Origin of the sequence: uncultured Parolsenella sp. (genome assembly GCF_958346945.1) — a bacterium.
Classification (GTDB): domain Bacteria; phylum Actinomycetota; class Coriobacteriia; order Coriobacteriales; family Atopobiaceae; genus Parolsenella.
Genome location: NZ_CATVTL010000001.1, coordinates 113,862 through 126,357 on the forward strand (window position 1 = coordinate 113,862; position 12,496 = coordinate 126,357).

Consider the following 12,496-nt stretch of genomic DNA (forward strand, 5'->3'; position numbering starts at 1 on the left):
GCGAGCGAGGCGGGCGCGCGCCTCCTCCACCCCTCTACAGCACAGTGATGCCGCGGGAGCGCAGCTGCGCCACGGCGCCGGGGCGGTCCTCGTCGCAGATGGCGAGGTCAAAGTCGTCGAGCGACGCGTAGCGGTAGGTGCCTCCGCGACCCAGCTTGTCGGAGCTGCTCACGAGCACGCTCCGCTCGGCGCGGGCGAGCGCCGCCTGCTTGGCCGGGACGTCATCGAGGTCGAGCGTCAGCACGTCGTCGGAGTCCTCGCCAATGCCCACGGCGCCCATGAACGCCGCGTCGAAGCGGTAGGCGTCGAGCGCGTGCGCCGCGAGCGGGCCCACGAAGCCGTTGTACTCGGCGCTGTACGTGCCGCCCGGGCAAATGCCGCGCACCTCGTGGTTCGCCGTGGCGGCTCGCAGCACGTCAACGGAGTTCGAAAGCACCGTGAGCTTCATGCCGCTTTTGCCAATCAGGTCTGCCAGCAGAATGTTGATGGAAGAGAAGTCTAGGTAGATGGTCTGCCTAGGGCGAATCAGCTCGCATGCCTTCTCGGCGATGCGCTGCTTCTCGGGGCGCAGCGTGTCAACGCGCTCGGCGATGTTGCGGTTGATTTCGGCCTCGGCGCGGGTGGCGCCGCCATACACCTTGCGGCAACGGCCCTGCGCCACGAGCCTGCGCAGGTCTTTGCGGATGCAGTCCTCGGTGACGTCAAAGAGACGCGACAGATCGGCGACCGTGACGCGCCCCTCGCGCTCGATCATGCTGGCGATCTCGTTTTGTCTCTCGTCCGAATACATCGGGGCCTCCATCTGCTGATGCCCGTCTCACTTTCCAAGAAATACGATAAATCAATCCAAACTACTTGTAAAACAATAATTAACGCGATATCTTATGGGCGTGGAACAGAGCCGCCGATGTGCGGCGACCGCAGGGCAGAGGGCCTCGCGGCGAGGCAACGAAGGGATGTGCCATGGAAGTCATCATCGACACCGCCGACATCAACGAGATCAAGGAGCTCGACTCCCTGCTCAACGTGGCCGGCGTCACCACCAACCCGACCATCATCACCCGCAGCGGCCTTGCGCCCGAGCAGGCCATCCAGCAGATCATCGACTATCTGCGCCCGGACCAGAAGCTCTTCATCCAGGTCGTCGCCACGGACTACGACGGCATCATGGCCGAGGCCCGCAAGATCAACTCCCTGCGTCCCGAGAACACCTACGCCAAGATCCCGGTGACCCCGGCTGGCCTCAAGGCCTGCAAGGATGCCAAGGCCGAGGGCCTCAACGTCCTCTCCACCTCGGTGTACTCCTCCGAGCAGGGCTTCCTCGCCGCCGTCAACGGCGCCGACTACATCGCGCCCTACACCAACCGCATGTCCAACTACGGCGATGGCGTCCAGCAGGTCAAACATCTCATCGAGATGCTGCGCGTCCAGGGCCTCGAGACCAAGGTCATGGCCGCCTCGCTGCACAACACCAGCCAGGTGCATGAGCTCATCAAGGCCGGCATCCAGGCCATCACCTTCCCGCCCGCGATCCTGCACGCCATGATCGACCACCCCGGCACCAAGATCGCCGTCGACGAGTTCAGCGTCTCGTGGGAGAAGGCCTACGGCCGCAACGAGCTTGGCCTCTAGGCAACGGGCGATGGCGCTTGCGCCTCAATAAGCTGCGACTGAGGGGCGGTGCCAACGGGTGCCGTCCCTCTCTTATATATGTGTGAGCTGGGGGAGGAGGGCGCGAGGGGGTCAGCGCTCATCACGCACCCATGGAGCTGGAGATGCTCCGTCCATCTTCCGTCTATACATGTGGCCGCGTGCAGGTCGGGGGCGCGTCCGTGTCACGCGCGCATTGCCAAGTGATCACAGCTAGCAGAGCACGGGCGTGCCCGTGGCGGCAATGGCGCGCAGCACCGAGTGGTCGTTGGAGTCGGTGATGACCGCCGTAAAGTCCGAGATGGACGCAAAGCGATACCCATTGTGGATGCTGAACTTCTCGTGATCGGCGAGCAGGAAGCGATACGACGCGTTCTTGAGCACCTGGTCGTCCACCTTGCCGTCATCCGTCGTGGTGGCGAGCACCGCACTCGTGCCCAGGTCGACGCCGCACGTGCCGAGGAAAGCCTTGGAGAACAGCAACGGCTCGAGAAGGCTGATGCATGCGGGCCCGGTGAAGCCGTTGTTGAGCACGTTGAGATAGCCGCCGGTGGCGAGCGCCGTGACCTTGGGGTTGCCGGCGAGGCGTTGGAGCACGTCAATCATGTTCGTCGTGACGATGAGGCGCTTGTCGCCCGCCGCGATGAGGTCTGCGAGGTAGACGTTCGTGCGCGAGACGCCCAGGAAGATGGCGTCGCCATCGTTGATCTCGAGCCAGGCGCGGGCGGCGACATCGCGCCTGCCTTGCTCGACCACGGCCTCGCGCTCGGCAACGGCGGCCGGCGTGGAGGGGGCCTCCTCGACCGGCGGCTCGTCGACCTTGAGCGCCCCGCCGTACTCGCGTTTGATCTTGCCCTCGTTCTGCAGAACCTTGAGGTCCTTGCGGATACTGTCGACGCTTACCCCAAAATGCTTCGAAAGGTTCTCGACGGTGGCAAAGCCCGAGGCGTTCACCATCTCGAGAATCTGCTTTCTACGCTCCTTGGGGAACAAGGCACTCTCCGTACTTAAGTGGTTTGAGGGGACGGGCGTTGCATCCAAATTTAAATAGCGGACTGCTTACGCTTAGTTAACATATATTATCGAAACGGGAAATAATGCAATCGGCGAGTGTCGCTCACGGCTCAAAATCGACCGAAAACAGGAAACAAACCCGGCGAAACAGGAAAAAACAGGAAAACCGGCTGCAATATGCGTTGCCCTTTTGTACAATGCATGAAGGTTTTATGTGCAGGTATGTTTCGACCAAGAGAGGGGTTTGTCCATGGCCGGTATGGAGGACATGCTCAAGCGCGAGAACGTCCAGATCGTCGAGAAGGTCTCTGACTGGGAGGAGTCCGTCCACGTCGCGGTTCAGCCGCTCGTTGACCAGGGCTTCGTCAAGACCGACTACATCGACGGCATCATCTCCAACGCCAAGGAGTTCGGCCCCTACTTTGTCATCTGCCCCGACCTGGCGCTGCTCCACGCTCGTCCCGAGCAGGGCGTCATCAAGCGTCAGCTTGCCGTCACCGTGCTTCGTGAGCCGGTCCGCTTCAAGGAGGAGGGCCCCGACGTTCGCCTGCTCGTGACCCTGGCCGCCGAGGACGCCGACTCCCACATCGACGTCATGCGCAAGCTGGCCGTTATGTTCAGTGATCCCGCCAACATCACCAAGATTGCCGAGGCTAAGGACGCCGACGAGGTTTACGCCCTGTTCTGCGCCCCCACCGAGGAGTAATTGGCGACAAGGCGATCGCGCCGCCCGTAGCGTCCGCAGCCGCTGCGAGTGGCAAGTGAAAGTAGTAGTACCTACGTAAGGAAGGAAGGGAAGAAATGGCAGTTCTCGACTTTATCGTCAACATTCTGTCTACGCCGGCTATCCTAGTTGGCCTTCTCGCTCTCCTCGGCCTCGCGCTTCAGAAGAAGCCGATCGAGGACATTGTTATGGGCACCATCAAGACCATCGTGGGCTTCCTGGTCCTCACCGCCGGTTCCGGCTACCTGCAGTCCGGCTCCCTGCTCGCCTTTGGTGAGATCTTCAACTACGCGTTCTCCATGCAGGGCGTCGTGCCGAACAACGAGGCCGTCGTCTCCATGGCTCTGAACGACTTCGGTCAGGCCTCCGCACTCATCATGTGCATCGGCATGCTCCTCAACATCGTGCTTGCCCGCTTCTCGCGCATGCACTACATCTTCCTGACCGGCCACCACACCCTCTACATGGCCTGCATGCTCGCCGTCGTGCTGAGCATCGGTGGCCTTGACGGTTGGCAGCTCTACATCGCCGGTGGCTGCGTCCTCGCCTTCATCATGGTCGTCTCGCCTGCTTACTGCCAGCCGACCTTCAAGAAGGTCACCGGCACCGACGGCGTGGCCCTCGGCCACTTCGGCGGCATCGGCTACGCCATCGCCGGCCTCGTCGGCAGGGCTTTCAAGGGCGGCAAGTCCACCGAGGAGATCAACTTCCCGAAGCGACTTGTCTTCCTGCGTGACACCACCGTGTCCATCTCCATCACGATGATCGTCCTGTTCATCATCGTGACCGGCGTCGCCGTCGCCAAGGGCATCCTTGCCGCCGACCCGACCCAGTTCAGCTACCTCAACGAGCTCCTGAACGTCGGCACCGAGACCCAGACCAACTGGGTCGTCTGGGCCTTCACGTCCGGCTGCGCCTTCGCTGGTGGCGTCTACATCGTTCTGTCCGGCGTTCGCCTGATCGTCGGCGAGATCGTCCCCGCCTTCAAGGGCATCGCCGAGAAGCTCGTTCCGGGTGCCATCCCCGCCATCGACTGCCCCGTTGCGTACCCGTACGCTCCTAACGCGGTCATCATCGGCTTCCTGACCTCCTTCGCCGCCGGCATCGTGGGTCTGCTGATCCTCAGCGCCATCGACGCCAACCTCGCTCCCGTTGCTCTGATTCTCCCCGGCGTTGTCCCGCACTTCTTCTGCGGTGCCACCGCTGGTGTCTTCGGCAACGCCGAGGGCGGCGTGAAGGGCTGCGTCGCCGGTGCCTTCGTGCACGGCCTGCTCATCACCTTCCTCCCGGCCGTCTGCATGCCGGTGTTCACGATGCTTGGCTTCACCTCCGCCACGTTCTCCGACGCCGACTTCTCCTGGCTCGGCATCCTGTTCGGCAACCTCTCCCAGGCTGTCCCGGGCATGCCCCTGCTCGTCATCTGCGTCCTGTTCTTCGTCGCGCCGATCGTCTACAACTTCGTCGCCCCGAAGCCCAAGGCTGCTGACGCCGAGTAGCATTTGCTGCGGATGGGTTTAGCGGGGCCCTGCATACCATGAGCAACTCCGTCTAACCCAAATTTGTGTCACCTTACCGGTTGCGGGGCTGGGGCTGCGGCTCCGGCCCCGCAATTGGGTAACATCGTTGTTGGTGCGCAGCAACAGGCTGCGTAAAAACGGGCGACGCTACCAAGGGGGAGCGTCGCGATATGAAAAGAGGAACCATGGAAGTCCACAAGATTATGTGCGCCTGCGGTTCGGGCCTCGGCTCCAGCCTTATGGTCGAGATGAACATCAACGACGTCCTTAAGAAGATGGGCAAGTCTGACATCCAGGTCAGCCACTCCACCACCTCCGACGTCAAGCCCGGCGCTGCCGACCTTTTCGTCGTTGGCCGCGACCTCGCCGGCTTCATCAAGGATGTTCCCGAGGACTCCAAGGTCATCCTCAACAACATCGTTGACAAGAACGAGCTTCAGGAGAAGCTCACCGAGGCCTTCGCCCGCTAAGTTCTCCTGGTTGCCTTGCGTCCCGCGAGGCGCCTTGCGCGGGCCAGGTGCCTGCTTCGCCGCCTGAGCGCGGTGTCCTTTCCAGAGGAGCTGGCCCGGCGTTGGTCGTTCGGCATTGTGCCTTACGGCAAGCGCCGGGCCTCTTTGTGCCCTCTCGTTCCCGTTATGTCCTGCCTTATGACAAGGGCGCACGCCGCCGCGCGCTTCCTCGCCTGTAGGCACGTGCATTCGAAGGGAATGCAACGAATTAGGGAGAAGCACATGGAACTCAACCGCATGATTGACCACACCCTGCTCAAGGCCAACGCCACGCGCGCCCAGATCGAGAAGCTCTGCGACGAGGCCCTCGAATACCACTTCGCCTCCGTCTGCGTTAACACCTGCTGGGTGCCCCTGGCCCACGAGAAGCTCGCTGGCAGCGACGTCAAGACCTGCTGCGTCGTGGGCTTCCCCCTGGGTGCCATGCTTCCCGAGGCCATTGCCGCCGAGACCCGCCTGGCCGTCGAGGCTGGTGCCGACGAGGTCGACATGGTCATCAACGTGGGCTGGCTCAAGGATGGCGACTACGACGCCGTGCGCGACCAGATCGCGAGCGTCGTGAAGGCCGCCGGCGGTAAGTGCGTCAAGGTCATCATCGAGTGCTGCCTCCTCACCGACGAGGAGAAGGTCAAAGCCTGCGAGCTCTCCGTCGAGGCTGGCGCCACGTTCGTCAAGACCTCCACGGGCTTCTCCACCGGTGGCGCCACCGTTGCCGACGTTGCCCTCATGCGCAAGACCGTGGGCGACCGCTGCAAGGTCAAGGCCGCTGGCGGCATCCACACCGCCGAGGAGGCCAAGGCCATGGTCGAGGCTGGCGCCGACCGCCTAGGCTGCTCCGCCGGCATCCAGATCATGCAGAGCTGCTAGTAGGCTCCTTGCGCCGCTTCGGGTTTCAGAGCTAACGAGAAGGGCTCCGTACCAGCAGGTACGGAGCCCTATTTGGTTTGCGGGGAATCATGGCCCCCGCGAATACGTTGAGATTCAATAATCTAGAACTTGACCTGTGGTACCTGGGAGTCTGCGTCGGAGATCTCGAAGCCGTGCTTGGGGGCGCGGCCGCCGGCAAAGAGGCTGCCGGGGAAGGTCTGGATGGCGTTATTGAACATGAGCACGCAGTCGTTGAAGCTCTGGCGCGCGTAGACGATCTTGTTCTCAGTTTCCTCAAGCTGTCCCTGGAGCTGCTGGAAGTTGGCGTTGGCCTTCAGGTCAGGGTAGCTCTCGGAGAGGGCGAAGAGCTGGCGGAGAGCGCCGGTGAGCTGGTTGTTGGCAGCCATGGCCTCGTCGGGCGTCTTGGCTGCCGTGACGCCGTTGCGGGCGACGATGACGGCCTCGAGCGTGCCAGACTCGTGGCTGGCGTAGCCCTTCACGGTCTCGACGAGGTTAGGGATGAGGTCTGCGCGGCGCTTGAGCTGCGCGTTGATCTGGTCCCACGCGTTGTCGCAGCGGTTGGACAGCCTCACGATGTTGTTGGAGAGGTGGATGCAAAATCCGATTATCGCGATGACCACCACAACGATGGCAACGATGACGGTGGGGTTCATGGGGTACTCCCTTCGGTGGTGCCGCACGTTGCGGCGCTTGGGGAAAGTATACCCGCTAGGATATGTCCTCAATATGAGCGACCCCCAATGGTTGCTCCTGGGGTGCAGGAGCGCTGCCCTTGCACGCGTCCGGTGCCGCCCGCGCAACCATTCCGCCACGTGCGCCACGTGCAAACGCCTGGCGTCATGAAAAGGCCCCGCAGGCGCTAACCTGCGGGGCCATCACAATCTGGCGGAGGAGGAGAGATTCGAACTCTCGAGACGGACGAGCCGCCCAACGGTTTTCAAGACCGCCGCATTCAACCGCTCTGCCACTCCTCCAAGCAAACTCATCTTACAGAAAAGCGTCGCCCCGTGCGCTCAGGAACGCGTGGGGCGACGCCGCAAGGACCGTCCTAGTACTCGGGGTTGGGATCTTCGACCTTGTCGACCTCCTGGAAGGGGGCGAGCGTCGAGACCATCTTCATGGGCTTGTCGTAGGCGTTGTTCACATAGTGGACCTCGCCCGGGCCAATGTGGATGAAGTCGCCGGCCTCAAGGGTGTGGCAGACGCCGTCGACTACGATGTCGACCTTGCCCTCGAGCACGAAGAAGTTTTCCTCCATGATGTTGTGGTGGTGGGCCTGGAAGTTCTGGCCCGGCTGGAACTGCACCAGGGCAAAGTTCATGCGGGGGCCCTTCATGAGGTACTTGGGGCCGGAATCGCCAAAGCGGTACTCGAAGTCGTTCTCGTTGACGACAAACGTCTCTGCCATGTCTATCTCCTTTGCTCTGCCCGCGGCCTGGCCACGGGCACCTCTCCCTTACTGGTTGTGCCCAACTTACAGGCCGGGCGCACGCCACATGCCCTTGGTGACGCCGGCCTCGCTGAGCTCGAACTGCTGCTTGTAGACCTTGCGCCACGTCTGGTAGAGCTTCTCGTAGACGGGGGCGTTGTCGGGGTTGGGCTCGAAGGTGCGGTCCCACTTGACGACGCTCGCGGCGCCCGCGGCGATACTCGGGTAGATGCCAACGCCATAGCCTGCCAGGATGGCGGCGCCAAGCGCGGTGGCCTCCTTCACCACGGGAACCTTGACGCGCTTACCCGTGACGTCGGCCACGATCTGGGCCCACAGCGGGCTCTTGGAGGCGCCGCCGGCAAAGACCAGCTCGTCGGGCTCGTTGCCCGTGGCCTCGCGAACCAGCTCGATGTGGCCGCGCACCAGCAGGGCCGTGTTCTCGAGGATGGCGCGGTAGAAGGTGTACTTGTTGAACTTCTCGGGCTCAAGCTCGAAGTTGGTGAACGTGGGCGCGGCGTGCGTCCAGTGGATGTAGTTCATAACGTCGGAGAAGCAGCACAGCATGCCGTAGGAGCCTGCGGGGATGTCCTTGGCATGCTCATTCATGATGTCGTAGACGTCGCGGCCCTCGACCTTGGCCTGCTCCTTCTCGGCCTGGCAGAAGCCGTCGCGGAACCAGCGCATGACGAGGCCCGGCTTGAAGGCGAGCGCCTCGTACTGCCACACGCCCGGGGCGGCGTGGCAGTTGACGCGCACGCGGCACTTGGGGTCGGTGGCACCGTTGTCGGTGTTGAACTCGTACTGCCAGAAGCTGCCGCCAAAGACGCCGGCCTGGCCGGGCTCGCAGGCGTTGACGCCAATCATGCCCAGCTGGCAGTCGCCGCCGCCCACGACGACGGGCGTGCCCTCGGCAAGGCCGGTGTCGGCGGCTCCCTTGGCGGTCACGTGGCCGGCGATCTCGCCGCACTCCTTGACCGGGCCAAAGATGTCGGTGCGCAGGCCGCAGCGCTCGGCGATCGAGGGGTCCCAGGTGCGAGTCTTGAGGTCCATGATGCCGGTGGTGGAGCCGTTGGAGGGCTCGATGGCCATCTCGCCGGTGAGCTTATAGATGAGCCAGTCGTTGAACATGCCAATGCGGGCGGTCTTCTCGTAGACCTCGGGCATCTTGTTCTTGACCCACAGCAGGCGCGGCAGCGCGCCCAGGGCGTAGGTCTGGCCGCTCTCGCGGTAGAGCTCGGCCTCAAGCTCGGGGTTCATCGCGATAAGCTGGCCCACCTCGTCGTCGGAGCGAGCGTCGACGTTGGCGCAGGCCCAGATCTCATTGCCATCCTTGTCATAGAGCAGGATGCCCTCGCGCATGCAGGTCGTGGAGACCGCGGCGATGCTCTCGGGGGCGATGCCGGTCTTGGCGAGGACGTCGCGCACGCAGCCGCGGGCCAGGTCCCAGTTGTGCTCCCAGTCAAAGTCCATGCTGCCGGGCCAGCGCGGGTCCTCGTTGTGCGTCCACTCCTGCTGGGCCACGCCAACCTGCGTGCCGTCAGTGGAGAAGATGACCGCGCGCACGCTGCCGGTTCCGGCGTCCATGGCCAAGAGGTACTTTTCCATGCTGTCCATCTCCTAGTTCGAACTCTGATACTCGATGCCTATGCTTGCGGGGCCCTTCTCGTACTCGAGGAGACCCTGCGCCGTGACCTCGTCGGTGACGAGCACGTTGAGGTAGCAATGCCTGAGAACCGCGTGGATGGCGGGGATCTTGACGACGCCGCCCGCCACGCCCACCACGTTGCGCATGCTCTGCAGCGTCTCGAGGCTGGTGCTCATGATGCGGTCCTCGATGTCGGTGTCGACGGGGTTGCCGTTCGCGTCGATGAAGTGGTTGAGCACGTCTCCCACGGCACCCTGCATCTTGAGCAGGGCAAAGTCCGTCTTGCTTAGGATGCCGTTGCGGATGATCGTGGCCTCCTCGTCCATGCTGCCAATGCCCACGACCGTCATGTCCGCGTGGTTGGTCATGCGGTAGACGTCCTGGATGGGCGCCTCGTGGAGCAGGGCGTCGCGCAGCTCGGGCGTCGAGAGGATGAGCGGGGAGGGCACGAGGTAGAGGTGCATGGCGAACACCTCCGAACTCACCTTGGGCAGGTAGTAGCTCACGCCTCCCGTGAGGCTCGTGACGTTGATGTCCGAGTGGCGGGTGCTCGCCAGGTTGTCCAGGATTCGGCCCGTCATGTCGCCGTAGCCGATGTTGAGGAAGCCGTCTGCGCGCAGGTGGTCTGCCACGTACATCGATGCCGCGCGGGCGATGCTGTCAAGCAGGTCCGAGTGGTGCGCGGGCGTGGGGACCACGAACGCGTCGTGTAGGCTGTACTTCTTGATGAGCCTGCGCTCGACCTCCATGCGCTCCTGGTCGTTCTGGCGGAACAGGAAGCGGATGATGCCCTCGCTGCGTGCCTCGTCGAGCAGGCGGATGACCTTGCCGCGCGATACGCCCATGAGGCCAGAGATCTGCTGCTGGGTGTAGTTCTCCATGTAGTAGAGCCAGGTTGCCTTGAGCATCAGCTGGTATTCGTCGTCGGTCATCTCTCGCCTCCGTTCGTTGTCCGTGTGCCAAACAGATGTCATGCGCCGCGTGCCCGTCGGGTGCGTGCGGGCTGTCTGGCGGCGTGTCTGGCGCCGACCCTTGCTTGCGTCGGTGGTGCAAACAATTGTCTGCTACTCAAACAAAAGTCTGACTTACCTATACAACGCCCCAGATGGGGTGTCAATCGAGCCGGGCCAAGAATCCCGTGAGGGGTCGAAGCCGCTAGGTAAGCGAACGCCGCTCTGTTACAGAACGTGAAACTTGCACGTAAAACCCCACGATATTTGAGCTAACCAAACAGGTTTGCAGGGTGGCTCGCCCAAGGGAAGCTTGCCAGCACCATAAGAAATGCAAGTTGACACGTTGTGCTGACCGCGACACATGTATCCCCATGGGTGGGCATATGTCAGAACAATCGTCACAGGTCTGTGCAAATTACCGTTTAGAACCCATTTGCTACCGTTCGCTCCACAGCCTCTATGGAACCGGTAGTCCTATGGATACCTTTGAATCGAAATCGACTGAATAGTCGTCTGTACGTTCATTTGTTTCAAGGGGAGGGGAATCGAATGACCAACGAGACCCAGTCGTCGCCCGTCGAGGGCAGCGCCGACGCCCTCCGTGAGGTCGTCGAGGACATCAAGGGGCGCAACAAGCTCCTGTGCGTTCACGACATCTATAAGTCGTTCGGTACGAACGCGGTCCTCAAGGGCATCAGCCTTGAGGTCGACCACGGAGAGGTTCTGGCCCTGATTGGTGGCAACGGCGCCGGCAAGTCCACGCTCATGAAGATCATCATGGGCATCTACTCGTCTGATTCCGGCGAGGTCATCGTCGATGGCGACAAGGTCGACATCTCGAACCCGAAGGCCGCCCTCGCGCACAGCATCTATATGGTGCCGCAGGAGCCCATGCTGTTCCCGAACATGTCGGTTCGCGAGAACATCACCATTGGCTTCGAGGAGAAGCCCGCCGTCCTCAACGAGCGCCTCGAGAAGGTCATGGAGCAGACCGGCTGGCACATGGACCTCGAGCGCAAGGCCATGACGCTGTCCATCGCCGAGCAGGGCATGGTCGAGATCCTGCGCGGCCTCATGCGCAACCCCGAGGTCCTCATCCTCGACGAGCCCACGAGCGCCCTCACCTTCGACGAGGTCCAAAGCCTGTTCAACTGCGTGCGCGAGCTGCAGAAGCAGAACATCGGCATCATTTACATCACCCACCGCCTGGCCGAGGTCTTCGAGCTCGCTACGAGCGTCGCCATCCTGCGCGACGGCATCGTCGCTATGCAGGGCAACGTCAAGGACTTCACCCGCGAGGACCTGGTGCGCGGCCTGCTCCCGCCGGACGCCACCAACGTCGGCTCCGCCAAGGACGAGGCCGCCCGTGCCATCGACTACACGGCAGACCCCGTGCTCGAGCTCAAGGGCTTCTCGGGCTATGGCTTCAAGGACGTTGACCTCAAGGTCTACCCCGGTGAGATCGTGGGCATGGCTGGCGTCGTGGGCGCCGGCCGCACCGAGATGGCCACGACCATCTTTGGCATGGAGAAGCCCCTTGGCGGCAAGGTCCTGCTCGACGGCAAGGACATCACCGGCAAGAAGACGGCCGAGGTCATCAACGCGGGCATCAACTACGTGCCCGAGGACCGCTTCGCCGACGCCCTCTTCCGCATCCGCGACGTCTCCGAGAACACCACGAGCTCGCTGCTGTGCGGCAAGCGCCTGGGCAACTTCCTCCTCAACTTCAAGAAGGAGGAGGAGATCTCCCAGCAGTACGTCAACGACTTCCGCACCAAGGTGACCGGCCTCGACCAGGAGGTTGGCGGTCTGTCCGGCGGTAACCAGCAGAAGATCATCATCGGCCGCATCTTTGCCTCCGAGCCGCGCCTCGTCATCCTCGACGAGCCCACACGTGGCATCGACGCCGCGGCCCGTGGCGACGTCTACGCCGTGCTCGACAAGCTGCGCGAGTCGGGCGTCTCGATTCTTCTCATCTCCTCCGACATGGAGGAGGTCTGCGAGCTCGCGGATCGTGCGGTCGTCATGTTCCAAGGCCGCATCAACAGCGAGTTCCAGAAGGACGACATCACGCAGGACAACCTCATGTCCGCCGCGTTTGGCGTCACGAGCGACAAGGGGGCGGTGTCGGCATGAGCCTAGACCGCCGTTTGGTTGGATCGTC

At 62.8% G+C, this 12,496-nt stretch carries 12 protein-coding genes and 1 tRNA gene; 6 read left to right on the forward strand and 7 right to left on the reverse strand.

Features of this window, described 5'->3' with window-relative positions:
* Nucleotides 1–34 precede the first annotated feature (34 nt).
* Nucleotides 35–790, reverse strand: coding sequence for a DeoR/GlpR family DNA-binding transcription regulator (locus Q3866_RS00470; RefSeq protein WP_293673500.1), 756 nt, complete (start codon nt 788–790; stop codon nt 35–37).
* Nucleotides 791–963: 173 nt separating this feature from the next.
* On the opposite strand from Q3866_RS00470, the gene Q3866_RS00475 reads away from it, so the two are divergent.
* Complete coding sequence (locus tag Q3866_RS00475; RefSeq protein ID WP_301828782.1) at nt 964–1,632, forward strand: transaldolase family protein; 669 nt, start codon at nt 964–966, stop codon at nt 1,630–1,632.
* A 231-nt stretch (nt 1,633–1,863) separates the two neighbouring features.
* Here Q3866_RS00475 and Q3866_RS00480 read toward each other — a convergent pair whose 3' ends face one another.
* Nucleotides 1,864–2,643 carry a DeoR/GlpR family DNA-binding transcription regulator gene (locus Q3866_RS00480; protein WP_301828783.1) on the reverse strand — a complete coding sequence of 260 codons (780 nt, stop codon included), beginning with the start codon at nt 2,641–2,643 and terminating at the stop codon, nt 1,864–1,866.
* A 271-nt stretch (nt 2,644–2,914) separates the two neighbouring features.
* On the opposite strand from Q3866_RS00480, the gene Q3866_RS00485 reads away from it, so the two are divergent.
* From Q3866_RS00485 to deoC, 4 genes are all read left to right on the forward strand, one after another.
* Complete coding sequence (locus Q3866_RS00485) at nt 2,915–3,370, forward strand: PTS sugar transporter subunit IIA (protein ID WP_293673503.1); 456 nt, start codon at nt 2,915–2,917, stop codon at nt 3,368–3,370.
* A 95-nt stretch (nt 3,371–3,465) separates the two neighbouring features.
* Nucleotides 3,466–4,884, forward strand: coding sequence for a PTS ascorbate transporter subunit IIC (locus Q3866_RS00490; RefSeq protein ID WP_301828784.1), 1,419 nt, complete (start codon nt 3,466–3,468; stop codon nt 4,882–4,884).
* 206 nt (nt 4,885–5,090) lie between these two features.
* Nucleotides 5,091–5,375, forward strand: a complete 285-nt coding sequence (locus Q3866_RS00495; RefSeq protein ID WP_301828786.1) for a PTS sugar transporter subunit IIB — start codon at nt 5,091–5,093, stop codon at nt 5,373–5,375.
* Nucleotides 5,376–5,636: 261 nt separating this feature from the next.
* Nucleotides 5,637–6,281, forward strand: coding sequence for a deoxyribose-phosphate aldolase (gene deoC / locus Q3866_RS00500; protein ID WP_301828787.1), 645 nt, complete (start codon nt 5,637–5,639; stop codon nt 6,279–6,281).
* 122 nt (nt 6,282–6,403) lie between these two features.
* On the opposite strand, the gene Q3866_RS00505 is transcribed toward deoC, so the two are convergent.
* The 5 genes from Q3866_RS00505 to Q3866_RS00525 form a co-directional block, all read right to left on the reverse strand.
* Nucleotides 6,404–6,955 (reverse strand): LemA family protein, encoded by a 552-nt coding sequence (locus Q3866_RS00505; protein ID WP_301828789.1) that lies wholly within the window; start codon nt 6,953–6,955, stop codon nt 6,404–6,406.
* Nucleotides 6,956–7,185: 230 nt separating this feature from the next.
* Nucleotides 7,186–7,276 (reverse strand) — tRNA-Ser (locus Q3866_RS00510).
* A 74-nt stretch (nt 7,277–7,350) separates the two neighbouring features.
* Nucleotides 7,351–7,710, reverse strand: a complete 360-nt coding sequence (locus tag Q3866_RS00515; protein WP_293673508.1) for a cupin domain-containing protein — start codon at nt 7,708–7,710, stop codon at nt 7,351–7,353.
* A 66-nt stretch (nt 7,711–7,776) separates the two neighbouring features.
* Complete coding sequence (lsrK, locus tag Q3866_RS00520) at nt 7,777–9,339, reverse strand: autoinducer-2 kinase (RefSeq protein WP_301828792.1); 1,563 nt, start codon at nt 9,337–9,339, stop codon at nt 7,777–7,779.
* Nucleotides 9,340–9,351: 12 nt separating this feature from the next.
* Nucleotides 9,352–10,311, reverse strand: coding sequence for a sugar-binding transcriptional regulator (locus Q3866_RS00525; RefSeq protein ID WP_301828794.1), 960 nt, complete (start codon nt 10,309–10,311; stop codon nt 9,352–9,354).
* 570 nt (nt 10,312–10,881) lie between these two features.
* Here Q3866_RS00525 and Q3866_RS00530 point away from each other — a divergent pair.
* A complete protein-coding gene (locus Q3866_RS00530; RefSeq protein ID WP_293824311.1) occupies nt 10,882–12,468 on the forward strand; it encodes a sugar ABC transporter ATP-binding protein in 1,587 nt (528 codons plus the stop codon).
* Nucleotides 12,469–12,496: the final 28 nt, after the last annotated feature.